This window comes from Bradyrhizobium sp. USDA 4532 (assembly GCF_024171315.1).
In the GTDB taxonomy this organism is placed as follows: Bacteria; Pseudomonadota; Alphaproteobacteria; order Rhizobiales; family Xanthobacteraceae; genus Bradyrhizobium; species Bradyrhizobium australafricanum.
In genome coordinates this window covers 3117791-3140289 of record NZ_JALJZN010000001.1, presented here as the reverse complement: position 1 = coordinate 3140289, position 22499 = coordinate 3117791, and the positions used below count along the sequence as shown (strand labels likewise).

The window sequence follows — 22499 nt, the reverse complement described above, 5'->3', positions numbered from 1 at the left end:
TTCCGGGGCGATGCGCAGCATCGAACCCGGAATCTCGAGATTCCGGGTCTGGTCCTTCGGACCATCCCGGAATGACTGAGGTTAGAGGGGGCACTTCGAAAATGGCGTCCGGCAACAGACTGAGTCCGATTCCGCATCCGCCGACGAAGCCGGTGGTCGGCAACATGCTGTCGCTGGACTCGACCGCGCCGGTGCAGCATCTCGTCAAGCTCTCCAAGGAGCTCGGACCGATCTTCTGGCTCGACATGATGGGCGCGCCGCTCGTGATCGTGTCCGGTCACGATCTGGTCGACGAACTCTGCGACGAGAAGCGCTTCGACAAGGCGGTGCGCGGCTCGCTGCGCCGGGTGCGCGCGGTCGGCGGCGACGGCCTGTTCACCGCCGACACCAGGGAGCCGAACTGGAGCAAGGCGCACAACATCCTGATGCAGCCGTTCGGCAACCGCGCCATGCAGTCGTACCACCCGAGCATGGTCGACATTGCCGAGCAGTTGGTCAAGAAATGGGAGCGCCTTAACGCCGACGAGGAGATCGAGGTCGTCCACGACATGACGGCGCTCACCCTCGACACCATCGGCCTCTGCGGCTTCGACTACCGCTTCAATTCATTCTACCGCCGCGACTACCACCCGTTCGTGGAATCGCTGGTGCGATCGCTCGAAACCATCATGATGACCCGCGGCCTGCCGCTCGAGGGTCTGTGGATGCAGAAGCGGCGCAAGACGCTGGCCGACGACGTCGCCTTCATGAACAAGATGGTCGACGAGATCATCGCCGAGCGGCGCGGCAGCACCGCGGCGACCGACGACAAGAAGGACATGCTGGCGGCGATGATGACCGGCGTCGACCGCGCCACCGGCGAGCAGCTCGACGACGTCAACATCCGCTACCAGATCAACACCTTCCTGATCGCCGGCCACGAGACCACCAGCGGCCTGTTGTCGTGCACGATCTACGCGCTGCTGAAGCACCCGGAGGTGCTGAAGAAGGCCTATGAGGAGGTCGATCGCGTCCTCGGTCCCGACGTCAATGCGCGGCCGACCTATCAGCAGGTGACCCAACTCACCTACATCACGCAATGCCTGAAGGAGGCGCTGCGGCTGTGGCCGCCGGCGCCGGCCTACGGCATCGCGCCGCTCAACGACGAGATGATCGGCGGCAAGTACAAGCTGAAGAAGAACACCTTCATCACCATCCTGGTGATGGCGCTGCATCGCGATCCCAGCGTCTGGGGTCCGAACCCCGACGTGTTCGATCCCGAGAATTTCAGCCGTGAGGCGGAGGCCAAGCGCCCGATCAATGCCTGGAAGCCGTTCGGCAACGGCCAGCGCGCCTGCATCGGCCGCGGCTTTGCCATGCACGAGGCGGCGCTGGCGATCGGGATGATCCTGCAACGGTTCAAGCTGATCGACGTGCATCGCTACCAGATGCATCTGAAGGAGACGCTGACCGTCAAGCCGGATGGCTTCAGGATCAAGGTGCGGCCGCGCGACGACAAGGACCGCGGCGCGTTCGCCGGCAGCACGGGCGCGGTTGCGGCCGCGCCGAAGGCTCCGCGCGCGCCGACCACGCGTCCCGGCCACAACACGCCGATGCTGGTGCTCTACGGCTCCAATCTCGGCTCCGCCGAGGAACTGGCGACCCGCATGGCCGATCTGTCGGAGATCAACGGCTTCGCGACGCGGCTGGGTCCGCTGGACGATTATGTGGGCAAGCTGCCGGAGGAGGGCGGCGTGCTGATCATCTGCGCCTCCTATAATGGCGCGGCGCCCGACAACGCGACGCAGTTCGTCAAATGGCTCGACAGCGACCTGCCGAAGGATGCCTTCGCCAAGGTCCGCTACGCGGTGTTCGGCTGCGGCAACAGCGATTGGGCGGCGACCTACCAGTCGGTGCCGCGCTTCATCGACGAGCAGCTCACCAAACATGGCGCGCGCGCCGTCTATCCGCGCGGCGAGGGCGACGCGCGCAGCGATCTCGACGGCCAGTTCCAGAAATGGTTCCCGGAGGCGGCCAAGGTCGCGACCAAGGAATTCGGCATCGACTGGAATTTCACCCGCACCGCCGAGGACGAACCGCTCTACGCGATCGAGCCGGTGGCGCAGGGTGCGGTCAATACCATCGTGACACAGGGCGGCGCGGTGCCGATGAAGGTGCTCGCCAACAGCGAGCTGCAGACCAAGGCAGGCGCTCATCCGTCGGAGCGTTCGACCCGGCATATCGAGGTCGAGCTGCCGTCCAGTCTGAAATACCGCGTCGGCGATCATCTCAGCGTGGTGCCGCGCAACGATCCTACATTGGTCGATTCCGTTGCGCGCCGCTTCGGCTTCCTGCCGGCCGACCAGATCCGTCTGCAGGTCTCGGAAGGCCGCCGCGCGCAACTGCCGGTCGGCAACGCCGTGTCGGTCGGACGGCTGCTCACCGAGTTCGTCGAGCTGCAGCAGGTCGCGACCCGCAAGCAGATCCAGATCATGGCCGAGCACACTCGCTGCCCGGCGACCAAGCCGAAGCTGATGGCCTATGTCGGGGACGACGATGCCTCGGCCGCGCGCTATCGCACCGACGTCTTGGCGAAGCGCAAATCGGTATTTGACCTGCTCGAGGAATATCCGGCCTGCGAGCTGCCGTTCCACCTCTATCTTGAAATGCTGTCGCTGCTGGCGCCGCGCTATTATTCGATCTCGTCGTCTCCGGCCGGCGAGGCGCAGCGCTGCAGTGTCACCGTGGGCGTGGTGGAGGCGCCGGCAAGTTCCGGCCGCGGCATCTACAAGGGCGTCTGCTCGAACTATCTGGCGCGCCGCCGCGCCGGCGACACCGTCCACGCCACCATCAAGGAGACCAAGGCCGGCTTCCGCCTGCCCGATGACAATGCCGTGCCGATCATCATGATCGGGCCGGGCACCGGGCTCGCACCGTTCCGCGGCTTCCTGCAGGAGCGCGCCGCGCGCAGGGCGCAGGGCGCGACGCTGGGGCCGGCGATGCTGTTCTTCGGCTGCCGGCATCCTGAGCAGGATTTCATCTATGCGGATGAGCTGAAGGCGTTCGCAGCCGACGGCGTCAGTGAACTCCACACCGCCTTCTCGCGTGCCGATGGCCCGAAGACCTATGTGCAGCACCTTGTCGCCGCACACAAGGACCGGGTCTGGGAGCTGATCCAGAAGGGCGCGATCGTCTATGTCTGCGGCGACGGCGGCAGGATGGAGCCCGATGTCAAGGCGACCTTGATCTCGATCTATCGCGAGCGCACCGGTGTCGACACCGACGCCGCCGCGCGCTGGATCGAGGAAATGGGCACCAGGAACCGCTACGTGCTCGACGTCTGGACAGGCGGCTAGGCTCACGCCTTCGTAGCCCGGATGAAGCGAAGCGTAATCCGGGACAGCGTCTCATGCGGACGGGGCAGACCCCGGATTTCGCTTCGCTCCATCCGGGCTACGGCAGAGGTGCCTGCCATGATACAAACCGCCGCATGATTCCATGGGAAAAGATCGATACCGCGCGCATTCCCGGCACCGAGGGTGAATTGCGTCTGATGCGGCGAGGCCACGAATTCTCGATCATGCTCGGCACCAACGAGCTGATGAACAGCCGCCTGTCGGGCTCGGAAGAGGCGTTGGCGACGCTTGCCGCGAAGAAGATCGAGACGGTCGCACGGCCGCATTTTCTGATCGGCGGCCTTGGCATGGGCTTTACGCTGCGGGCCGCGCTCGCCGTGCTCGGACCCGAGGCGCGGATCACGGTGGCCGAGCTGGTGCCGGCGGTCGTTGCCTGGGCGCGAGGCCCGATGGCGGAAATCTTCGGCGACAGCCTGAACGATCCGCGCGTGAGCATCCGGGAGGAGGATGTTGCCAGCGTGATCGAACGCCAACCGCTCGGCTTCGATGCCATCCTGCTCGACGTCGATAACGGGCCTGAAGGTCTCACCCGCAAGGCCAATGACGCGCTGTATGATGTCTCCGGGCTCAAGATCGCACACGCCGCGTTGCGGCGCGGCGGCGTGCTCGCCGTCTGGTCGTCCGGTCCGAATGCCAAGTTCCCGAAATCGCTCACCCGGGCCGGGTTCGCGGTCAACGAAATTGCCGTCCGCGCCACCGGCCGAGGCCGCGGTGTCCGCCACGTGATCTGGATCGCGGTCAAGCAATAGCGGGCGTCCCGGCGCGCTCGCCAGCCTGATCATGCCAGTGGCTGAACACAAGCCATCACGATGCCTCAGAACATCGTGTTGCTGTTGGCGGGATTCTCCGGAATGGGCTGCGCCACGTCCCAGTGCTCGACGATCTTGCCGTCCTCGAGTTTGAAGATGTCGATGATCGCGTTGCCGCGGGTGCCGGGCTCGCGCACGGCGTGGACGTGCAGGATCACGTAGTCGCCGTCGACGAATGAGCGCTTGATCTCGCTGTGCGAGTTCGGAAACTTCTCGCGCAGGAAGCCGATGAACTTGCGGAAGCCTTCGCGGCCGTCGGCCGCGCCGGGATTGTGCTGTACATAGCGGTTGCCGACATAGGCGAGCGCCGCGTCGGCGTCCTTCTGGTTCAGCCCCTTCTCGTAGAACGCCAGCACCGCCTTGCGGTTGGCTTCCTGCTGCGCTTCGCTGGCAGCCGCCATTGCCGATGAAGACGCGAGCGCGAGGAGGAGAGCGGCGACGGCTGTCTGTGGCCGGAGGATGGTCTTCATCTGGTTGCTCCCGGTGGCTGAGCGGTGGATAGCGCTCTCTACAGCGTCCATGCCGCGCCCGGAAGAACGCACTCCCGGCTCACATGGTTACCGGAAGATACCGGAGCCCCGTTCCGATTGAATCGGGACGGGGCTCTCGATTTTGGCTTTGGGGCGTTTTCTTCACGCGAACCGGAATCCACTTCGCTCGAAAACGCTCTGGCCTCACGCCGCCTTCGCCGCCGCGCCATGCGCGTGCTTGTCGATGGCGTCGATGATCTGCGGCCACATCGGAATCGGCAGGGCGTGGCCCATGCCCTCGATCATCACCAGCTTCGCGCCCGGGATCGAGACCGCGGTGTCCTTGCCGCCTTCGGGATGCACCAGCGGATCGATGGTGCCGTGGATCACCAACGTCGGCGCCTTGACGCCGCGCAGGCGCTCTTTGCGGCTGCCGGAGGCGAGGATGGCGCGGAGCTGACGGCCGACGCCCTCCGGATTGAGGCCGCGCTCGAAGGTGCGCCGCGCGCGTTCGGGATCGAGCGCCTCATCTTCAGGGAACGAGCCGTTACGCAGGACTTTCCAGGTCTGCCCGAAGCGGACGAAATACTCTTCCTTGCTCTTCGGTGGCGGCGCTATCAGCACTGCGGTCGCCTCGCGGGTCGGGCCCGGGATCTTTGGATTGCCCGTGGTCGACATGATCGAGGTCAGCGAGCGCACACGCTCGGGGAAGGTGATGGCAACCTCCTGCGCGATCATGCCGCCCATCGATGCACCGACCAGATGCGCGGTGCGGATGCCGAGCGCATCCATCAGCCCAATCGTATCCCTCGCCATGTCGGCCAGCTTGTAGGGCGCTGCGACCGGGATCTTCAGGAAGCGGAGCTTGAGCAATTCGAGCGCGGTCAGCCGCTTGCCGCCGCTCAGGCGGGAGGATTTGCCGATATCCCTGTTGTCGAATCGGATGACGCGAAAACCGCGGGCGGCGAGCTGGCGGCAGAACTCGTCGTCCCAATGGATCATCTGGGCGCCGAGGCCCATGATCAGGAGCAGCGGCTCGGCATTCGCATCGCCAAAAATCTCGTAGCAGATGTCGATGCCATTGGCGCGGATGATCTGCGGCGGCTGATGGGCGAGCGTGGTCACGGGCGTCCCCTGCTGGTGTCGCGGTCAGGAACCTCTATGCCACGGATTGACGCAGCGCAGAAGAGCCTCGGCGTCGCTGGTCGCGCCGCGCAGTTGACCGATCAGCAGCAACAGTGTCGTATGGCAGAAACAAATGGAAGCGCGGCAAGCGCCCGAAATTGGTGTGGAGGAGCGCCGCATGGCCGACAAGGGCAACGACCCTGCCGTGATCTGGCAGACGATGATTGGTGAGATGGAGAAGGGGTTCAACTCCTTCGGCAACCAGCTCATGAGCTCGCCGGAATTTTCCAAGGCGATGAACCAGGCCGGCGGCGTTGCGGCCGGCGCGCAGAAGCAGCTCGGCGAGCTGATGGAGAAATATCTGCTGGCGATGAACCTGCCGAGCCGCGCCCAGCTCGTCGGCATGGCCGAGCGCCTGCAATCGATGGAGAACCAGCTCAACGAGATCAAGACGCTGCTGCAGCAGGTGCACCACAATTCGCTGGCGCCGGACGACGGCCATGGCGCAACGCCGCGGCCACCGCGCACCAAGCAGCCGCCAGCGGAGGGAGGCAGCAAATGAATGCTCCCACCCCCTTTGATTTCGCCTCGATCTCCGAGCGGGTCCAGTCCGAGGTGCAGCGCGCGATCCAGCGCAGCATCAAGGGCGTCGAGTATTTCTCGAGCTCCGGCCCGTCGCTCGGCTCGACGCCGAAAGACGTGCTGTATTCGCGCGGCACCATGAACCTCTATCACTACCGGCCGCTGGCCAGCGAAGTCTATCGCGTGCCGGTGCTGATCGTGATGGCGACCACCAACCGCGGCTACATCCTCGACCTGGTGCCGGGGCAGAGCTTCATCGAATTCCTGCTCAGGCGCGGCTTCGACGTCTACATGCTGGACTGGAGTGCGCCGAAGCCGGAGGAAAAATCGCTGCGCATGGAGGATTACGTCCTCGACTTCATTCCGGAATCGGTCCGCCGCGTGCAGCAGGATTCCGGCGAAAAGGACGTCTCGGTGATCGGCTATTGCTTCGGCGGCGTGCTGTCGCTGCTCTACGGCTCGATCTTCAACGACGGGCCGATGAAGAACCTGATCTGCTTCACCACGCCGATCGATTTCCGCGAGATGAAGCTGTTCTCGAATTTCGCCGACCGGCGTTATTTCGACGTCGACCGCCTGATCGACAGCACCGGCAACATGCCGCCCGAACTGATCCTGCAATCGTTCGACATGTTGCGGCCGGCCGCGCGTGTCGTCGGCCAGATCCAGCTCTGGGACAACATCTGGAACGACGAGTTCGTCAAGTCGTACCGGATGTTCGATCGCTGGGCGACCGACACGCTGCCGCTCGCGGGCGAATATTTCCGCTCCATCACCAAGGACCTGATGTGGGACAACAAGCTCTACAACGACACCATGACGGTCGGCGGCCGCGCGGCCAAGCTTGCCGACATCAAGGTGCCGATCCTGCACGCGGTCGCCGAGCACGACCACATCGTGCCGTATGATGCGGCAAAACATCTGATCACCAAGATCGGCTCCGAGGACAAGGAGGAGGTGATGCTGAAGGGCGGTCACGTCTCGCTGGTCGCCGGCGCCAATGCAATCAAGCGGCTGTGGCCGAAACTGGACTCCTGGCTGAGCAAAAGATCGACCTAAGAGGGGTCGACTTGAGAGAGATCGACATGACCGAACAACGTTCCTATCCGCGCCGCGTCAAGACCGAGGCGGGCGACATCGAGTTTCGCCTGATGATTCGGGACCACGAGGCCGCGGTGCTGGCCTTCGCGCAAAAGCTGCCGACGCATGATCTCTTGTTCCTGCCGCGCAACATCAGCCAGCCGAAGGTGCTGTCGGCCTGGATCAACGAGATCGAGCGCGGCGACATCACGAGCCTGCTCGCGATCAAGGACGGCAAGGTGGTCGGCTGCGGCACCCTGGTGCGCGATCCGCATTCCTGGTCGCCGCATGTCGGCGAGATCCGGATGGTGGTGTCGCTCGACGTGCGCGGGCAGGGCGTCGGCCGGGCGCTGTCGCAGGAGACCTTCGCCATCGCGCTCGGTGCCGGGCTGGAGAAGTTCTCGGTGCAGATGACCGTCGATCAGCGGGCGGCGATCGCGCTGTTCGAGAGCCTCGGCTTCAAGGCTGAGGCCCTGCTGCGCGACCATGTCCGCGACGTCGAGGGCAAGACCCACGACATTGTCGTGCTCGGGCACAACGTGGCGCAGGTCCGGGCCCAAATGGAGGCTTACGGGGTGTCTGACGCGGTCAGTGGTAATTAGAAACCGTTTCCTGCTGGTTCTCTAGGCATTCCGCCGGATCTTCGTGCTGTTCACAGGTTCGTGATATCGCGCTGCAACATAGATGTTGCGACGCACCATGAGGCGTGTCATAACACCGTTGCCCCGGGCCAAACCGGACGGGGTGAGCCCATAGCTCAAACCTGAGGATGGAGAGACCCCAATGACCACCGAAACCAATTCCGTGCTGAACAGCGTCAAGGAAGCCTTCGCGCCCGTCACCGAGGCGTTCACCAAGCTTCAGAACCTGGAAGTTCCGGAAGCCGCCCGTGAGTTCGTGAAGAAGCAGGCCGAGGCCGCCAAGACCCGCGCTGCCGATGCCTATGCCGGCTCGGAGAAGGTGACCAACGTGATCGAGTCCGCCGTTGCCGGTTCGGTGACCGAAGCCGCCAAGATCAGCCGCAACATCCAGCAGGCGATCTACCAGGACGCCGAGGCGTTCTTCGCCGGTATCGACAAGCTCGCGTCGGCCAAGTCGCTGAGCGAAGCCGCCCAGATCCAGTCGGAGCTGGCCCGTGCGCGTGGCGAACTGTTCGTCTCGCGGGCGAAGGCCACCACCGAATATCTCGGCAAGCTCGTCACCGACGGTGCGAAGACCGCGCAGGACAACTTCGCCAAGGTCTACGGCAAGACCGCCTGATCGCGGCCGCGCTGACCAACTGCCCTTTTCGAAGGCCCGCCATTTTGCGGGCCTTCTTTTTTGGCGGTGTCCTTCATAACTCATGTATCCATCGTCATTCCGGACGACGCGAAACGGCGATCCGGAATCTCGAGATTCCCCGGTGCGCAATTGCGCACCTGAGGTTCGTGCTTCGCACGCCCCGGAATGACGGCGGTGCGGCCATGCTATGCTTCGTTCGTCACCCCTGCGAAACCCCATGACCCTTCCCGCCGCCCTCATCGCAACGCCAGTCGACGTCGAACGCGCGGCCGAGCTGCGGCGCGTCAAGTGGCTGGCGACCGGCGTGCTGGCGGCAACCTTCATCATCTTCATCGCAGCGAAGGCGCTGCTGCCGGTGCACCCGGTGTTCGGTTTCATCGCGGCATTTGCCGAGGCTGCAACCATCGGCGGCCTCGCCGACTGGTATGCCGTCGTCGCCTTGTTCAAGCGGCCGCTCGGCCTGCCGATCCCGCATACCGCGATCATCCAGAGCAATCAGGCGCGCATCGCCGAGAAGCTCGGCGAATTCATCGAGAACAACTTTTTGGAATCCGGGCCGGTCGAGGCCAAGCTGCGCGAGATCGATTTCGGTTCGTTCATCGCCGACTGGCTGCGCGACCGCAAACGTTCGGAGGATCTCGCCCGCTTCGTGCTGCGGATGCTGCCCGAGGCATTCGCGGCGACCGAGAGCTCGGGGTTGATGCAGTTCATCAGCCGCCGCGTCACGACGCAGGTGCTCTCGATCGACCTCGCGCCGCTTGCGGCCGGCGCGCTGCGCGGCTTCGTGCAGGAGGGCAAGCATGGCGGCCTGCTCGACGACATCCTGCGCGTGTTGCACCAGACGCTGACGCAGCAGGAGACCATGGCCGTGATCCGCGACAAGGTCCGCGCCGAGATGCCGACGCTGCTCAGGCTCTATCGTGCCGACAAGTTCGTGGTGAACCGGATCATCGCGTCCGCCACGAAGTTCTTCGAGGAAGTGCGCAACGATCCGCAGCATCCGTTCCGCGGCGAGTTCGACCGCATGCTGCTGTCCTTTGTCGACCGGCTCGGCAGCGACAAGGCATTCGCCGACCGCATCGATGGTCTCAAGCGCGATTTGATGGCGCGGCCGGAGCTTGCCAATCTCGGGCGCACCATCTGGGCCAACGTCAAGGACTTCATCGAACGCAGCGCCTCGGGCGAGTCGCAGGTGCTGCAGCATCAGCTGGCGCGAATGTTGGTCGAGGCCGGCGACGCGCTCGACGGCGACACCGACCTGCGCGGCGAGATCAATCAGGGCCTGGTGGCGATCCTGCGCACCGTCGTCGCCGAGCAGAAGAGCGGCGTCTCGGGCTTCATCGCCGACCAGATGAAGAGCTGGGACATGGAGCAGCTGATCTCCCTGATCGAGGTCAATGTCGGCAAGGATCTGCAATACATCCGCTTCAACGGCGCGCTGATCGGTGGGCTTGCCGGCCTTGCGCTTTACACCCTGGAATACACGCTGCGGCTGCTGTGACCGATTGGGCACGAACGTCACTTTAGTTGTGGCAAGTGTGACCCGGACCGCTTGCACGAAAGTGTCCGGTTCCCTAGCTTTTCAGGACAGATTGTTGCGTTGCGGAACGAATTCCGCCGGGTTCGCGTCAACTCCGTTGACCCATTCTCGTTGGTCCCATTGCCGGCGGCCCTGCCGGAAGAGGAGCTGAAATGTCCGTTGCTGCGCAGACGCTACGCCCGCCGTCCAGGACGCTGATGTTTCTGGAAGGCCGCGCCATTCATGAGCTCGGCGCCTTTCTTGGTGCATTGCCGTTGCTTAGCCTCGCGCCGCGCGGCGATGGGCATCCGGTGCTGGTGCTGCCGGGGCTGATCGCTTCCGACATGTCGACCCGGCCGCTGCGCGACTTTCTCAGGAGCAAGGGCTACGCCGTCAGCGGCTGGCGCCAGGGCCGCAATCTCGGGCTTCGCGCCGGCGTGCAGGACGGGATGGTCGAGCTGCTGCAGGAGATGAATGAAACCACCGGCCGCAAGGTCTCGGTGGTCGGCTGGAGCCTCGGCGGCCTCTATGCGCGCCAGCTCGCCAAGATGATGCCGGAGCGCGTGCGCCAGGTGATCACGCTCGGCAGCCCGTTTGCCGCCGGCCCGAAGTCGACCAACGCCTGGCGCGTCTATGAGATGGCCAGCGGGCGTCGTGCCGACGAGGAGGACCAGCGTTTCGGCGGCTCGCTCGCCAGCGCGCCGCCGGTGCCGACCACCGCGATCTTCAGCCGCACCGACGGCGTCTGCGCCTGGCAGGGCTGCCGCGAGCAGGCCTCGTCGATGACCGACAGCATCGAGGTCGAGAGCAGCCATTGCGGCATGGGTCATCACCCGGCCGTGGTCTACGCGGTCGCCGATCGCCTCGCGCAGAAGGAAGGCGAGTGGGCGCCGTTCGATCGCAGCGGCTGGCGCAGCATCGTCTATCCGGATCCCAATCGCTGACATGTCTCTTCCTTGCCTCGCCCCGCTTGCGGGGAGAGGCCGGATCGCATGAAGCGCAGCGCAATGCGATCCGGGTGAGGGGAGTCTCCACGAGCGCAACTCGCACCGTGATTGCGGAGAGCCCCCTCATCCCGAGCTTCTCCCCGCACGCGGGAGAAGGAGAAGACCCTGCATTGTCGTGAATCGACAAAACGCGCTATGCGTTGGGCATGTCACAGCCGCTTGCCCGCATCGTCGATCAGCTGAAGCGCGAGCCGTCACGCACCGGCTCGATCATCATCACCGTGTTCGGCGATTCCATCGTGCCGCGCGGCGGCTCGGTGTGGCTCGGCACGCTGCTGGAATTCTTCAAGTTCCTCGACATCGACGGCAATGTGGTGCGCACCGCGATGTCGCGGCTCGCCGCCGATGGTTGGCTCGAGCGCAACAAGGTCGGCCGCAACAGTTTTTATCGGCTGAACGCCAAGGGCCGGCAGACCTTCGACACCGCGACTCGGCACATCTACGATCCGCCGCCGTCGGACTGGACCGGCCGCTTCGAGCTGTTGTTGATCGGCAATGCCGAGGACCGCGACGCCGCGCGCGAGGCGTTGAAGAATGCCGGCTTCGGCAGCCCGCTGCCCGGCGTGTGGGTCGCGCCGTCGGGCGTGCCGATCCCCGTTGAAGCGTCGCGCGCGATCCGGCTCGAAGTCTCCGCGGAAGATGACAGCGGACGCCGGCTGCTTAGCGAAAGCTGGCCGCTCGACCGCACCGCGGACGCCTATCTGAAGTTCATGAAGACGTTCGAGCCGCTGCACGGCTCGATCATCCGCGGCGAGACGCTGAGCGACGCCGACGCCTTCACCGCGCGCATTCTCTTGATCCACCATTACCGGCGGGTCGTGCTGCGTGATCCGCTGCTGCCGTATCAGCTGCTGCCGAAGGACTGGCCGGGCAGGGCGGCGCGGAAACTCTGCGGCGAGATCTATCGCGGGCTGCTTTCGCCGTCGGAACAATGGCTTGACGACCACGCAACCAACCAGGACGGGCCGCTGCCGAAGCCCAACGGGGCGGTGGCGCGCCGTTTCGAGGGTGTCTGAATATATTACAAAAACTTCTTGCATTCGAAAATTTGTGTTATATATTGCTGCCTAACAACACATTGGGAGGTCGGCCATGTACACGCAGGCGCTCAACTCATCCGACGGCGACGATCGCGGCGTCGAGGATGTCGCCCGTGCCAGTCAGTTCCAGGCCCGCATCGATGCCGACGAGCGCATCGAGCCGAACGACTGGATGCCCGCCGCCTACCGCAAGACGCTGACGCGGCAGATTTCCCAACACGCCCATTCCGAAATCGTCGGCATGCTCCCCGAGGGCAACTGGATCACCCGCGCGCCGTCGCTGCGCCGCAAGGCTGCGCTGCTCGCCAAGGTGCAGGACGAATGCGGCCACGGCCTCTATCTCTACGCCGCCGCCGAGACGCTCGGCACCTCGCGCGAGGAGCTGGTCGATGCGATGCTATCGGGCAAGGCGAAATATTCCTCGATCTTCAATTATCCGACGCTGACCTGGGCCGACATCGGCACCATCGGCTGGCTGGTCGACGGCGCCGCGATCATGAACCAGATCCCGCTGTGCCGATGCTCCTACGGCCCCTATGCGCGCGCGATGATCCGCGTCTGCAAGGAAGAGTCGTTCCACCAGCGCCAGGGCTTTGAGATCATGGTGACGCTGTGCCGCGGCACCGCGGAGCAGAAGGCGATGGCGCAGAACGCGCTCGATCGCTGGTGGTGGCCGGTGCTGATGATGTTCGGTCCGCCGGACCAGGTCAGCCAGCACAGCGACACCTCGACCAAATGGAAGATCAAGCGCTTCTCCAACGACGAGCTGCGCCAGAAATTCATCGACGCCACCGTCCCGCAGGCCGAATTCCTGGGCCTGACGATCCCCGATCCCGGCATGAAGCAGAACGCAAACGGCAATTGGGAGCACAGCCCGATCGACTGGGACGAGTTCAAGCAGGTGCTGGCAGGCAACGGCCCCTGCAACCGCGATCGTCTCGCCGCGCGCCGCAAGGCGCATGAGGAGGGTGCCTGGGTGCGCGAGGCCGCGATGGCCTATGCCGAGAAGCGCAAGAGCCGTCAGCTCGCGCAAGCCGCAGAATAAGGGAGCGCCGCCATGGCCACGCCGAACGTTCCGCTCTGGGAAGTCTTCATCCGCAGCCGCAATGGCCTGGCGCACAAGCATGTCGGCTCGCTGCATGCGGCCGACGCGACGCTCGCCCTGCAGGCCGCGCGCGACATCTACACCCGCCGCGGCGAGGGGCTGTCGATCTGGGTGGTGCCCTCGAACGCGATCACCGCGTCCGATCCGTCCGAGAAGGGCATGATGTTCGAGCCGGCGGAATCCAAGATCTACCGTCACCCGACCTTTTACGACGTCCCCGACGAAGTCGGGCACATGTGAATTTCACCCGTCATGGTGAGGAGGCGCGCAGCGCCGTCTCGAACCATGACGCCCGATCGTAACCGCGGCCATCCTTCGAGACGCCTGCTGCGCAGGCTCCTCAGGATGACGTCGAGCAAGTGGATGCAGGTGGAATAGAGAACATGGCAACCGCCAACATCGAAGTCTCCGAAACGCCGCTGGTGCTCTACGCGCTGCGCCGCGCCGACGACGCGCTGATCCTCGGCCATCGGCTGTCCGAATGGTGCGGCCATGCGCCTGCGATGGAAGAGGACATGGCGCTCGCCAATATGGGGCTCGACCTGCTCGGTCAGGCCCGTGAGCTCTACACCTACGCGGCCAAGGTCGAAGGCCGAGGCAACGACGAAGACAAGTTCGCCTATCTGCGCGACGTCAGGCAGTACCGCAACCTGCTGCTGGTCGAGCAGCCGAACGGCGACTTTGCCCACACCATGGTGCGGCAGTTCTTCTACGCGGCATTTGCCGATCTCTACTGGCGCGCCATGATGGCCTCGTCCGATCCGACGTTTGCCGCGATCGCGGCGAAGTCGGAGAAGGAGAGTGCCTATCATGTCAGACATTCGTCGGAATGGATCGTTCGCCTCGGCGACGGCACCGAGGAGAGCCATCGCCGCGCGCAGGACGCCATTGACGATCTCTGGGCCTATACCGGCGAGATGTTCGCGGTGGACGACGGCGAGCGCGGCCTGATCGATGCCGGCATTGCGATCGACCCGGCGGCGCTGCAGCCGCGCTGGCTGAAGACGGTCACCGGCATCATCAACGAGGCGACGCTGGCACTGCCGAAGAGCGATTGGATGCAGCAGGGCGGCCGCAGCGGCAGCCACAGCGAACATCTCGGCCATCTCCTCAGCGAGCTGCAATCGATGCAGCGGACCTTTCCGGGGGCAACATGGTGACCGTTGCGCTCAGCGATGCCGATCTGCGCCGGCGCGCCTGGCGCGCGGCCGCGCAGGTGGTCGATCCCGAGATCCCGGTGCTGACCATCGCCGATCTCGGCGTGCTGCGCGATGTCGCGGTCCACGACGGTCACGTCGAGGTCGCGATCACGCCGACCTATTCCGGCTGTCCCGCCATGAACATGATCGCACTCGAGATCGAGCTCGCTCTGGCGCGTGAAGGCATTCATGGGCCGAAGGTCCGCACCGTGCTGTCGCCGGCCTGGACCACCGACTGGATGAGCGAGGACGGCCGCCGCAAGCTGAAGGAGTACGGCATCGCGCCGCCGCTGCCGGGCTCCTCGCGCCGCGCGCTGTTCGGCGAGCAGCATGTGATGTGCCCGCAATGCGGCTCCGTTGATACAGAGCTGCTCTCCGAATTCGGCTCGACCTCCTGCAAGGCGCTGTGGCGCTGCAGGAGCTGCCGTGAACCCTTCGATTACTTCAAGTGTCATTGACCATGTCGACACCGCGCTTTCACCGCCTGTCCGTCAGCGATCTGCGCCGCGAAGCGTCGGACGCGATCTCGATGACTTTTGCGATCCCCGACGATCTGCAAGGCGACTACCGTTTTACGCCGGGCCAGTATCTGACGCTGCGCACCACGATGGATGGCGAGGAGGTTCGCCGCTCCTATTCGATCTGCTCCGGTCCCGACGACGGCGAATTGCGCATCGCGGTGAAGAAGGTCGACGGCGGCGCATTCTCGAACTGGGCGGCCGAGGAATTGAAGACCGGCGACGAGCTCGACGTGATGACGCCGACCGGGCGTTTCGGCGTCGCCCACGCGCCGGGCGAGGCGCGGACCTATGTCGGCTTTGCCGCCGGTAGCGGCATCACGCCGATCCTCTCGATCATCAAGGGCGTGCTGGCGCGTGAGCCGGACAGCCGCTTCTTCCTGTTCTACGGCAACCGTTCGACTGAGGGCGTCATGTTCCGCGAGGCGCTGGAGGAGCTGAAGGACCGCTTCATGCAGCGGCTCTCGGTATTCCACGTCATCTCGGGCGAGGAGCAGGACATTCCGATCCTGCACGGCCGGCTCGACGGCGAGAAGGTGCGGGTGCTGCTGCGCTCGCTGGTGCCGGCCGAGACGGTCGATCACGTCTTCGTCTGCGGTCCGGCCGCGATGAGCGAGACCATCGAGGCCACCTGCCGCGAGATCGGCATCGCCGACGAGCGCATCCATGTCGAACGCTTCGTGTCGGAATTCGGCGGCAAGCCGCGGGCGAAGGTCGTCGTTCCGGCCGGCGCGCCGCCGAAGGCGATTGCCGGGCTGATCATCGACGGCAAGCGCCGCGAGGTCCCGGTGGCCGACGGCGAGTCGATCCTCGACGCTGCGCTGCGCGCCGGCATGGACCTGCCGTTTGCCTGCAAGGGCGGCATGTGCTCGACCTGCCGCGCCAAGCTGGTCGAAGGCGAGGCGCCGATGGACCTGAATTATTCGCTGGAGCCGTGGGAGCTGAAGGCGGGGTTCATCCTCACCTGTCAGGCCAAGCCGTGCTCTGAGAAGGTCGTGGTCGACTACGACCACGTCTGAGATTGTCGTCATTCCGGGTTCGCTGCTGCGCATCGTCCCGGAATGACGGAAGTAGCGTTGACGCCTCGTGCGTCGCGCTTGAAATTGAAGTTCGGCACAAGAGGCCCTCCGCAACGGGCCCGGGCACAGGGAGTTCGATGTGAACGTGAAGGCCACGCTATCGCCCGAGGACGTTGCCCGCGCCTGCGCGGACGCGATGTGGAAGGAAGACGACGCCAGCAAGGGCCTCGGCATGGAGCTCGTCGAGATCAGGCCGGGGCAGGCGGTGATGGCGATGACGGTGCAGCCGCACATGGTCAACGGCCAGCGCATCTGTCATGGCGGCTACATCTTCACGCTGGCCGATTCAGCCTTCGCCTTTGCCTGCAACAGCCGCAACGATCGCGCGGTGGCGGCGCAGGGCAACGTCACTTTCATCCGGCCCGGCAAGCTTGGCGACCGCCTGGTGGCGACCGCGCGCGAGATCTCGCGCAATGGCCGCTCGGGAATCTACGACGTGAGCGTGACCTCCGGCGACAGCGTGATCGCCGAATTCCGCGGGCATTCGCGCGTGATAGCGGGCACCTGGCTGCCCGACACGGACATCCAGGCATAAAGGCTTCAGGGGAAACGTCGATGGCAACGGCAAAGCTCAAGGTCAAGGACAGCGGTTATCACGCCGAGCTCGATGCGGCCGAGCGCGCCTCGCGCGACGAGATCATGGCGCTGCAGACCAGGCGGCTGGCCTGGTCGCTCAAGCATGCCTATGACAATGTCGCGCACTACAGGAAGGCGTTCGATGCCGCCGGCGTGCAGCCGTCCGACTTCAGGCAGCTTCCCGATCTCGCCAAATTTCCGTTCACGGTGAAGACGGATCTGCGCGACAATTATCCCTTCAACATGTTCGCGGTGCCGCGCGAACAATTGGTGCGGGTCCATGCGTCCTCGGGCACGACCGGCAAGCCGATCGTGGTCGGCTACACCAAAGCCGACATCGACACCTGGGCGGACGTGATGGCGCGCTCGATCCGCGCCGCCGGCGGCCGCACCGGCATGCTGATGCACAACGCCTATGGCTATGGCCTGTTCACCGGCGGCCTCGGTGCGCATTACGGCGCCGAGCGGCTGGGTTGCACGGTGATCCCGATCTCGGGCGGCATGACCGAGCGGCAGGTGCAGCTCATCAATGATTTCCGGCCCGACATCATCACGGTGACGCCGAGCTACATGCTGGCGATCCTCGACGAGTTCAAGCGACAGGGCCTCGACCCGCGCAAATCGTCGCTCAAGTTCGGCATCTTCGGCGCCGAGCCCTGGACCAATGCGATGCGCGTCGAGATCGAGCAGGCGTTCGACATGGACGCCACCGACATCTATGGCTTGTCGGAGGTGATCGGTCCCGGCGTCGCGCAGGAATGCGTGGAGACCAAGGATGGCCTGCACATCTGGGAGGACCACTTCTATCCGGAGGTGATCGATCCCCTGACCGGCAAGGTGCTGCCCGACGGCGAGAAGGGCGAGTTGGTGTTCACCTCGCTGACCAAGGAAGCCTTTCCGATCATCCGCTACCGCACCCGCGACCTGACGCGGCTGTTGCACGGCACGGCGCGGCCCGGCATGCGGCGGATGGAGAAGGTGACCGGCCGCTCCGACGACATGATCATCCTGCGCGGCGTCAACGTGTTCCCGACCCAGATCGAGGAAGCGCTGCTGGCGACCGACTGGTGCGGCGGTCACTTTGTCATCGAGCTGACCCGTGAGGGCCGCATGGACGAGATGACGGTGCTCGCCGAAGCCCGGCCGGAGAGCTGGGACGGTGAGGGGCTGACTGCACACGCCGAGAAGGTCTCCGCCTTCATCAAGAACACGATCGGCATCTCCACCCGCGTCCGCGTCGTTGCGCCCGAGACGCTGGAGCGTTCGCTCGGCAAGGCGAAACGTGTTTACGACAAGCGGCCGAAAGAATAGCCTAATCCCTGCAATTCAACAGGGCGCAGGGTATGGCCGACACCAATGAAACGACCGCTGCGGAGATCCTGGCTGATATCCGCGCCGGCAAGGTAACGGCGGTCAGTGTCGTCGAGGCCGCGCTCGATCGTGCGGAGCGGCTCAAGCACCTCAACGCCTTCATCGTGCTGAACCGCGACGGCGCGCTGGCCGCGGCGCGCGAGGTCGATGCCGGGACGCGGACCGGCGTGCTGGCCGGGCTTCCGATCGTCGTGAAGGACAATATCAACACATCAGAACTGCCGACATCGGGCGGCACGCCGGCGCTGCAACACGCGCGGCCTGCGCGCAATGCGCCGTCGCTGCAAAAGCTGCTCGATGCGGGTGCCGTCGTCATCGGCAAGACCAATCTGCACGAGCTTGCCTTCGGCATCACCAGTACCAATCTCGCACCGTTCGCGGGACCGGTGCGGAATCCATACGACACCAGCCGGATCCCGGGCGGGTCGTCCGGCGGAACGTCGGCGGCGATCGCCGCGCGCATCGCCACCTGTGGCCTCGGATCGGACACCGGCGGCTCGACCCGCGTGCCCGCGGCGTTGACCGGGACCGTGGGCCTTCGGCCTTCAGTCGGCGATGGCGGCGCCGAGCGGCGTTATCACGATGACAACCAGGTGGTTCCGATCAGCCATACCCGCGACACCGTCGGCCCGATGGGACGCACCGTCGCCGATGTCGCGCTGCTCGATGCCGTGATGACAGGCACGCCGCTGGCAACGAGCATCCCGCTACGCGGCGTGCGTCTCGGCATTCCCGCCTGTTTCTGGAGCGGCCTCGATCGCGATGTCGAAGCCGTCGCCCGCGCAGCCTGCGCCCGGCTCTCGGCGGCCGGCGCGGTGCTGGTCGATGTCGACATGCCCGATCTGTTTGAGCAGAACGGCAAGGTGTCGTTTGTGGTCGCGTTGCACGAGCCGATCGCCGATATCCCGGCCTGGCTCGCCGCCTCCGGGATTGAAGGGATCACGCTGTCCGACATCGCGGCCGGCGTCGCCAGTCCTGATGTCGTCGGCGCATTCGGTGCCATCACTACGGACGCCTTCGGTGCCGCCTATGATGATGCAATCAAAGTGCAGCGGCCGGTGCTGCAGGCGATCTATGCCACCTACATCAGGGACAACGGGCTGGATGCGATCCTGTTTCCGACCACGATCGCGCCTGCACCGGTCATCGACGAAAACAACGGATCCGGCGAGATGTCGGTCAATGGCGGCGCGCAGGTGCCGACCTTCGGCACCTTGATCCGCAACACCGATCCCGGCAGCAATGCTGGCCTTCCCGGGCTGTCGCTCTATGCCGGCATGACGTCCGATGGCCTGCCGGTTGGGCTCGAGCTCGACGGTCCGGTCGGCAGCGATGCAAGGCTGCTCGGGCTCGGCCTGTCGATCGAGGCGATCCTGGGCACGGCCCCGCCGCCGAAGCTCTGACTCGGCCGGCCGCAACAAGCCCCTTGAATTGATCGGTCAGTCGATTAGTCATGGCCCGAGGCCATCCGGCCGCCACCATCCGCGTGCCTTGCGGCGCGCTCCATGACCGAGACTGGAACGCTGATGCCGCCGGCCCCGCAAGCAAACCGTCATCCTGTCGACGCGCGCTGCGTCCGCCTGCTGACGAAGGCGGAGAACGCGGCGGCGGTGGCGCCAGCGGTCGAGACCCTTGCGTTGTCGCGCGCGGCGGACGATCTGCTCATCGAGGTGAGGGCCGCCGCGGTCAATCCGTCCGACGTCAAGGCCGCGACCGGGCTGATGCCCTATGCCATATTCCCGCGTACCTCGGGCCGCGACTACGCCGGTGTCGTAATCGATGGTCCCGCTGAATTCATCGGGCGTGAGGTGTTCGGCTCGTCCGGCGACCTCGGCATCCGCCGCGACGGCACCCATGCCACGCATCTGGTGGTCGAGCGCGATGCCGTGGTGGAAAAACCCGCGGGCTTTTCCTGGGACGAAGCCGCCGGGATCGGCGTGCCCTTCGTCACCGCGATGGAGGGCCTGCGCCGCGCCGGCCTGCCGAAGGCGGGCGAGACCGTGCTCGTGATGGGCGTCAACGGCAAGGTCGGGCAGGCCGCGGTGCAGATCGCGAGCTGGCACGGCGCGCGCGTGATCGGCGTGGTGCGCAAGAGCGAGCCCTATGAAGGCCACAGCAATTCGCCGGTCGAGGTGATCGACGCCTCGACCACCGACGTCGCCGCTCGCGTGCGCGAGTTGACCGGCGGCAAGGGCGCCAACATCGTCTACAACACGGTCGGCGATCCCTATTTCCAGGCCGCGCACAAGTCGCTGGCGCTGCGCGGCCGCCAGATCCTGATCGCGGCGGTCGACCGCATCGTGCAGTTCAACATCCTCGAATTCTACCGCGGCCAGCACACCTATGTCGGCATCGACACGCTTGCGCTGTCGTCGGTTGCGACCGGCGAGGTGTTGCGCGAGCTCGCGCCGGGCTTTGCCGGCGGACATCTGAAGCCATTCCCGATCAAGCCGAGCGCGATCTACCCGCTGGAACAGGCCAAGGCGGCGTTTGTTGCCGTGGCAGGCTCGTCGCGCGACCGCGTGATTTTGCGACCCTAGTTCACCGTCATTGCGAGGAGCGAAGCGACGAAGCAATCCATTTCTCTCCAGCGTGATAGTATGGATTGCTTCGCGTCGCTCGCAATGACGAACGTAATTGAAGGACTATTATGGACCCCGCCACGATCGTCATCATTGCCGCCCTGACCATCGGCCTCATCTATGGCTCGGTCGCGCTGCTCAGCGGCTTCTGCATGATGAGCGGCCTGCGCGGCTGGTGGGCGGAGGGCGACGGCCGCCTGGCGCGCACCTATGCGCTGGCGATGGGCGTCGCGATCGCGGCCTCGCAGCTGTTGGCGGCGGCAGGCCTCGTCGATCTCGGCAAGTCGATCTATCTGCAACCGTCCTTCTCGGCGCCGGTGATGTTCCTCGGCGGGCTCCTGTTCGGCTACGGCATGGTGCTGTCGAATGGCTGCGGCTCGCGGGCGCTGGTGCTGCTCGGGCGCGGCAATCTGCGCTCCTTCGTGGTCGTGATCGTGCTCGGCATTTTCGCCGAGATGACGCTGAAGGGCCTGATCGCCCCGGCGCGGATCGCGATGGTGCAGGCGTCACAGGCCACAGTGTCAGCCAATTCGGTGCCGGCGCTATTGGCGGACATCGGCCTCGGCGCGGTGCCGGCGCGGATGGTGGCGGCCTCGGTTCTCGCAGCCCTCTTGATTATTTTCGCCTTTGCCCATGCGCCATTCCGCAAGTCACCGGGCCAGATCGCGGCCGGCCTGATCGTCGGCCTGCTGGTGGCGGGGGGCTGGTACGCGACCGGCTATCTCGGCGCCGATGATTTCAATCCGGTGCCGGTGACGTCGCTGACCTTCATCGCGCCGATCGCCGACGCCCTGCAATACGTCATGCTGTCGACCGGCTCGACGCTCAATTTCGGCATCGTCACCGTGTTCGGCGTGTTCGCCGGCAGCCTGATCACGGCCATCGCCACCGGGCGCTTCCAGCTCGAAGGCTACCGGTCGCCGCAGCATATGCTGCGCTCGGCGAGCGGCGCCGCGTTGATGGGCGCGGGCGGCGTGATGGCGTTCGGCTGCTCGGTCGGGCAGGGGCTGACTGGGCTGTCGACGCTCTCGCTGTCGTCCCTCATCGCGATCGCCGGCATCATGCTCGGCACCGGCGCCGGCCTGCGCGGGAGCTTGCGGGTCAGGCCGCTTGCGACGGCCTAGGCGTGTCCTCATAACCGTCGGCTTCCCGTCATAAAGCGGAAGTTGCCCGGTTCGGTAGTTATCGGCGTCTTATGGCCCCTCAGCAGACATTCCGTTCGTGCCGATGCTCCGTTTTGGAGATAATATGCAGCATTGCGACGCGAGGGAAGAGAATGAATGAAGATCAAACCATTCGAGCGGCTTTGGATCATCACTGGGCAGCCTCAGATGCAAATGACTTCGAGGCGGAGCATGAGATTTACCGTGATGATGCCGTGCTTGAGTACCCTCAATCCGGGGAGAGAATCCGCGGTCGACGCAATATTCAAGCGTCTCGTTTTGCGCAGCCGAACAAGAAGCGCTTTACGGTGCGACGCATACTCGGCGCTGCCGACCTTTGGGTTACTGAATTTGTCCTTACATACGACGGCTTGCCATCTTACACGGTGAGCATCATGGAATTCAGAGGCGGGAAGGTCGTTCGTGAAACCCAGTACTTCGGTGATCCCTTTGAGCCGGGGCCGTCGCGCGCCCAATGGATCGAGCCAATACGTTGAGATGTCTTTGCATTCAATCTCACCACCGCAGCGTGCTCCGGCTCATCATTCTCGTGCGTTGCCTGCCAATGTCGACGAGGTGATCGAGTAGGATGGTCATC

General features: G+C 65.0%; 22 protein-coding genes. 20 read left to right on the top strand and 2 right to left on the bottom strand.

Annotated features, from left to right (window positions below):
- The first annotated feature begins 101 nt into the window (after positions 1-101).
- Together J2R76_RS14980 and J2R76_RS14975 are read left to right on the top strand one after the other, a co-directional pair.
- The gene (locus J2R76_RS14980; RefSeq protein WP_076827139.1) at positions 102-3335 is read left to right on the top strand and encodes a bifunctional cytochrome P450/NADPH--P450 reductase; all 3234 of its coding nucleotides are present in this window, start codon (positions 102-104) and stop codon (positions 3333-3335) included.
- Positions 3336-3469: 134 nt separating this feature from the next.
- Positions 3470-4144 carry a spermidine synthase gene (locus J2R76_RS14975; protein ID WP_057017658.1) on the top strand — a complete coding sequence of 225 codons (675 nt, stop codon included), beginning with the start codon at positions 3470-3472 and terminating at the stop codon, positions 4142-4144.
- Positions 4145-4209: 65 nt separating this feature from the next.
- Here the strand turns inward: J2R76_RS14975 and J2R76_RS14970 are convergent, their stop codons facing one another.
- Together J2R76_RS14970 and J2R76_RS14965 are read right to left on the bottom strand one after the other, a co-directional pair.
- Positions 4210-4674, bottom strand: coding sequence for a nuclear transport factor 2 family protein (locus J2R76_RS14970; RefSeq protein ID WP_076827141.1), 465 nt, complete (start codon positions 4672-4674; stop codon positions 4210-4212).
- A 204-nt stretch (positions 4675-4878) separates the two neighbouring features.
- Complete coding sequence (locus J2R76_RS14965) at positions 4879-5799, bottom strand: alpha/beta fold hydrolase (protein ID WP_076827143.1); 921 nt, start codon at positions 5797-5799, stop codon at positions 4879-4881.
- 178 nt (positions 5800-5977) lie between these two features.
- Here J2R76_RS14965 and J2R76_RS14960 point away from each other — a divergent pair, with 178 nt between their 5' ends.
- The 18 genes from J2R76_RS14960 (at position 5978) to J2R76_RS14875 (ending at position 22398) form a co-directional block, all read left to right on the top strand.
- Positions 5978-6361 carry a hypothetical protein gene (locus tag J2R76_RS14960; RefSeq protein ID WP_057017659.1) on the top strand — a complete coding sequence of 128 codons (384 nt, stop codon included), beginning with the start codon at positions 5978-5980 and terminating at the stop codon, positions 6359-6361.
- Positions 6358-7440, top strand: coding sequence for an alpha/beta hydrolase (locus J2R76_RS14955; RefSeq protein ID WP_057017619.1), 1083 nt, complete (start codon positions 6358-6360; stop codon positions 7438-7440). Before J2R76_RS14960 ends, J2R76_RS14955 begins: the two co-directional genes overlap by 4 nt.
- Before the next feature lie 26 nt (positions 7441-7466).
- Entirely contained in the window at positions 7467-8063 is a 597-nt protein-coding gene (locus tag J2R76_RS14950) for a GNAT family N-acetyltransferase (protein WP_038383826.1), read from the top strand.
- A 181-nt stretch (positions 8064-8244) separates the two neighbouring features.
- Positions 8245-8721, top strand: coding sequence for a phasin (locus J2R76_RS14945; protein ID WP_028331816.1), 477 nt, complete (start codon positions 8245-8247; stop codon positions 8719-8721).
- 238 nt (positions 8722-8959) lie between these two features.
- Positions 8960-10243 carry a DUF445 domain-containing protein gene (locus J2R76_RS14940; RefSeq protein WP_141340846.1) on the top strand — a complete coding sequence of 428 codons (1284 nt, stop codon included), beginning with the start codon at positions 8960-8962 and terminating at the stop codon, positions 10241-10243.
- A gap of 191 nt (positions 10244-10434) precedes the next feature.
- Positions 10435-11205: a triacylglycerol lipase gene (locus J2R76_RS14935; protein ID WP_076827146.1), complete on the top strand. Its 771-nt coding sequence runs from the start codon at positions 10435-10437 to the stop codon at positions 11203-11205.
- 209 nt (positions 11206-11414) lie between these two features.
- The gene (gene paaX / locus J2R76_RS14930; protein WP_076827148.1) at positions 11415-12284 is read left to right on the top strand and encodes a phenylacetic acid degradation operon negative regulatory protein PaaX; all 870 of its coding nucleotides are present in this window, start codon (positions 11415-11417) and stop codon (positions 12282-12284) included.
- A gap of 76 nt (positions 12285-12360) precedes the next feature.
- Positions 12361-13353: a 1,2-phenylacetyl-CoA epoxidase subunit PaaA gene (paaA, locus tag J2R76_RS14925; RefSeq protein WP_076827150.1), complete on the top strand. Its 993-nt coding sequence runs from the start codon at positions 12361-12363 to the stop codon at positions 13351-13353.
- 12 nt (positions 13354-13365) lie between these two features.
- Positions 13366-13653 carry a 1,2-phenylacetyl-CoA epoxidase subunit PaaB gene (gene paaB / locus J2R76_RS14920; RefSeq protein ID WP_016842890.1) on the top strand — a complete coding sequence of 96 codons (288 nt, stop codon included), beginning with the start codon at positions 13366-13368 and terminating at the stop codon, positions 13651-13653.
- Between the two features lie 143 nt (positions 13654-13796).
- Positions 13797-14573: a 1,2-phenylacetyl-CoA epoxidase subunit PaaC gene (paaC, locus tag J2R76_RS14915; protein WP_076827152.1), complete on the top strand. Its 777-nt coding sequence runs from the start codon at positions 13797-13799 to the stop codon at positions 14571-14573.
- A complete protein-coding gene (gene paaD / locus J2R76_RS14910) occupies positions 14567-15070 on the top strand; it encodes a 1,2-phenylacetyl-CoA epoxidase subunit PaaD (RefSeq protein WP_076827154.1) in 504 nt (167 codons plus the stop codon). The genes paaC and paaD overlap by 7 nt, the downstream gene beginning before the upstream one ends.
- A 2-nt stretch (positions 15071-15072) precedes the next feature.
- Complete coding sequence (gene paaE, locus J2R76_RS14905) at positions 15073-16149, top strand: 1,2-phenylacetyl-CoA epoxidase subunit PaaE (protein WP_057017627.1); 1077 nt, start codon at positions 15073-15075, stop codon at positions 16147-16149.
- Between the two features lie 139 nt (positions 16150-16288).
- On the top strand, positions 16289-16744 hold the full coding sequence (paaI, locus tag J2R76_RS14900) for a hydroxyphenylacetyl-CoA thioesterase PaaI (protein ID WP_076827156.1): 456 nt from the start codon (positions 16289-16291) through the stop codon (positions 16742-16744).
- Positions 16745-16764: 20 nt separating this feature from the next.
- Complete coding sequence (gene paaK, locus J2R76_RS14895; RefSeq protein ID WP_057017628.1) at positions 16765-18096, top strand: phenylacetate--CoA ligase PaaK; 1332 nt, start codon at positions 16765-16767, stop codon at positions 18094-18096.
- 32 nt (positions 18097-18128) lie between these two features.
- Positions 18129-19559, top strand: coding sequence for an indoleacetamide hydrolase (gene iaaH, locus J2R76_RS14890; RefSeq protein WP_057017629.1), 1431 nt, complete (start codon positions 18129-18131; stop codon positions 19557-19559).
- Between the two features lie 102 nt (positions 19560-19661).
- The gene (locus tag J2R76_RS14885) at positions 19662-20696 is read left to right on the top strand and encodes a zinc-binding alcohol dehydrogenase family protein (RefSeq protein ID WP_371852123.1); all 1035 of its coding nucleotides are present in this window, start codon (positions 19662-19664) and stop codon (positions 20694-20696) included.
- A 110-nt stretch (positions 20697-20806) separates the two neighbouring features.
- The gene (locus tag J2R76_RS14880; protein ID WP_057017630.1) at positions 20807-21862 is read left to right on the top strand and encodes a YeeE/YedE family protein; all 1056 of its coding nucleotides are present in this window, start codon (positions 20807-20809) and stop codon (positions 21860-21862) included.
- A 152-nt stretch (positions 21863-22014) separates the two neighbouring features.
- Entirely contained in the window at positions 22015-22398 is a 384-nt protein-coding gene (locus tag J2R76_RS14875; protein ID WP_057017631.1) for a nuclear transport factor 2 family protein, read from the top strand.
- Positions 22399-22499 lie beyond the last annotated feature (101 nt).